This is a genomic window from Caulobacter sp. P1_B12_2 (genome assembly GCF_056406675.1).
In genome coordinates this window covers 1-2901 of sequence record NZ_JBFTZS010000529.1, presented here as the reverse complement: position 1 = coordinate 2901, position 2901 = coordinate 1, and the positions used below count along the sequence as shown (strand labels likewise).

Genomic DNA, 2901 nt, shown 5'->3' with positions numbered 1-2901 from the left:
CCCCAAGTCTTGGCTCCGTGGATGCTGATGGGGACACGCCGCGAGGGCATGTCCCCGGTCCTAGTTCGCCAATCCCTTAGTCCCCTCCACCGTGAACGCCGCGTCCACGCCCGGCGCCCGCTCAATCCCCGGTCGGCTGACCGGCTGGCCGCCGCCGATCCACAGCTTCACCGGTCCGGGCTGGACGCTGCGCGAACCGTCGGTCGCGACCGTGCTCATCGACTGGGCGTCCAGCTTGAAGGCAACGCGCTTGGTCTCGCCCGCCTTCAGGTGGATACGCATGAAGCCGTGCAGCGAGCGGACCGGTGCGCCGGCCACGTCGCGCGACACGTACAGCTGCACCACCTCGTCGCCGCCGCGCGCGCCGCTATTGGTGACCTCGACCGACACAGCCTGCTCACCGCCCGCCTTCACCGCCGTCCGCGCCAGCACGGGCGCGCCATAGGCGAACCGCGTGTAGCTCAGGCCATGGCCGAACGGATACAGCGCCTCGCCGCCGAAATAGCGATAGGTGCGGCCGGCCATGCCATAGTCCTTGAACRGCGGCAGTTGGTCGGCCGAGCGGTAGAAGGTCAGGGGCAGGCGGCCCGAGGGGCTGAAGTCGCCCGCCAGCAGGCCGGCGACCGCGCGACCGCCCTCGCCGCCCGGATACCAGGCCTCGACGACGGCCGGCAGGTGAGCGTCGGCCCAGTTCACGCTCAGGGCCGAGCCGTTCATCAGCACAAGGACGACTGGCTTTCCAACCCCGTGCAAGCGCTCAAGAAGCCCTTCCTGCGGCGCGGGCAGGTCCAGGCTGGTGCGGTCGCCGCCGACGAAGCCGGGGGCCCGCACCGACATCTCTTCGCCTTCCAGCTTGGCGGTCAGCCCGCCGACGAAGACCACCAGGTCGGCGGCCTCGGCGGCGGCCACGGCCGCGTCGGCGCCGCGGCTGGGCCGGCTCCACTGCAGGCGCAGCTCGCCGCGCTCGCCCGACTGGTTGGCCTCGACGACGATGGCGTTGGCCTTGCCGGCCGTCAGGGCCACCTCGCCGTCCGGGGCGGAATCCTTGGCCCGCGTCCAGGCGTCGACGATCGTCTTGCCGTCGACGATGACGCGATAGCCGCCCTCGCCGCTGACCGTGAAGCGGTGGACGCCCGTCTCGGTCGGCGTCAGCACGCCGGTCCAGCGCATCGAGGTCGTCCGTGCCTGGCGCTGAGGCCGGCCCCAGCCGAACGAGGCGTTGGTCGCCGCTTCCGGCGCCGTCGCCGGTCCGGCCAGGTCCAGGCCCTGGAAGGTCTCGACCTTCAGGTCCTTCAGCACGCCGTTCGGCACGTCCTCGCGCGGCGCGGCGGTCCAGCCCGTGCCCTCGACATAGTCGATCCTGGCGTCCGGGAAGCGCTCGCGCAGCCCCGCCAGCACGGTGACCGGCTTGGATGGCGTGCCGTTGTAGTTGCCCACCAGCGCGTCCAGGCTGTCGGCGTTCGGACCGATCACCGCGATCCGGGCCGGGGCGGCCTTCAGCGGCAGCAGGCCGTCGTTCTTCAGCAACACCAGCGAGGCCTTGGCCGCCTCCAGCGACAGGGCGCGGTGGGCCGGGGTGTCGTTCTCGGCGGCGGTTATCTTGAAATAGGGCACGCGCTCGGGCGGATCGAACAGGCCCAGCTTCAGGCGGGCGATGAACAGTCGCTCGACGGCCTGGTCCAGTTCGCCCTGGCTGAGCAGCCCTTCCTTGACCGCGTCGACGATGGGGCCGATGTCGCTGCTCTTGTCTTCCCCGAACTCGGCGCAGATCAGGTCGGTGCCGGCCTTGACGCTGACCGCCACGGCCTGGGCCGGGGTCTTCACATAGCCATGCGAGGTGGTCTTGAAGACGTCGGCGATGGCCGCGCAGTCCGAGACCACGTGGCCGGAAAAGCCCCAGTCGCGCCGTAGCCGCTCCGTCAGCAGGGCGGTGTTGGCGCAGGCCGGCACGCCGTCGACGKCGTTGTAGGCGCACATCACCGACTCCACCTTGGCCCGGGTCACCAGGGCCTTGAAGGCCGGCAGGTAGGTGTCTTCCAGGTCATGGCGCGAGGGGTGGATGTCGTCGCGATGGCGGTCAGCCTCGGGACCGCTGTGGACGGCGAAGTGCTTGGCCGTGGCGACGGTCTTGTAATAGGTGGGGTCGTCGCCCTGCAGGCCGGTGGCGAAGGCCACGCCCAGCTCGGCGGTCAGGTGCGGGTCCTCGCCCCAGGTCTCCTGGCCCCGGCCCCAGCGCGGGTCGCGGAAGATGTTGATGTTGGGCGACCAGACGGTCAGGCCGCGATACTGGGCCGAGCCGCCGTCGGGCGCGCGTTTCTCCACGTACTTGGCGCGGAACTCGGTGGCGATGGTGTCGGCGATCCCGTGGATCAGCGGCGCGTCCCAGGTGGCCGCCATGCCGATCGCCTGCGGGAAGACCGTGGCCTCGCCGGCCCGGGCCACGCCGTGCAGCCCTTCGCTCCACCAGTTATAGGCCGGCACCCCCAGGCGCGGGATGGCGGGGGCGGCGTGCTTCAGCTGCCCGGCCTTCTCCTCCAAGGTCATGGCCGAGACCAGGGCGGCGGCGCGGGCCTGCGGCTTCAGGGACGGGTCGAGAAAGGCCGCCGGAGCCTGGGCGCGGGCGCTGGGCGCCGCCACGGACAGGGCCAGGCCGGCCGCCAGGACGAGCACGCGGCTCGATGGTTTGATCGCTGAAGCCTTCACGCGTTTCCCCTCGTCTCGCGACCTTTGCAAGGTCGTCTCGTCCGGCGCGACACCGGTGTCAGAGGCTTATCTAGACACAAGCCCGGCGATGGGGACAGTGGAAAAGGTAGCGGTACCTTGGAGATGGCGGAGATCGCTCAAGCGTCACCCCAGTTCTGCCGTCATTCCCGCCCTTGTGGCGGGAACCCCTCTCTCCGC

The 2901-nt window shown here is 70.8% G+C and carries 1 protein-coding gene; it reads right to left on the bottom strand.

Annotated elements, in window-relative coordinates:
- Positions 1 to 60 precede the first annotated feature (60 nt).
- On the bottom strand, positions 61 to 2703 hold the full coding sequence (locus AC1DZ6_RS22760) for a glycoside hydrolase family 3 C-terminal domain-containing protein (protein WP_477099387.1): 2643 nt from the start codon (positions 2701 to 2703) through the stop codon (positions 61 to 63).
- Between the last annotated feature and the right edge of the window lie 198 nt (positions 2704 to 2901).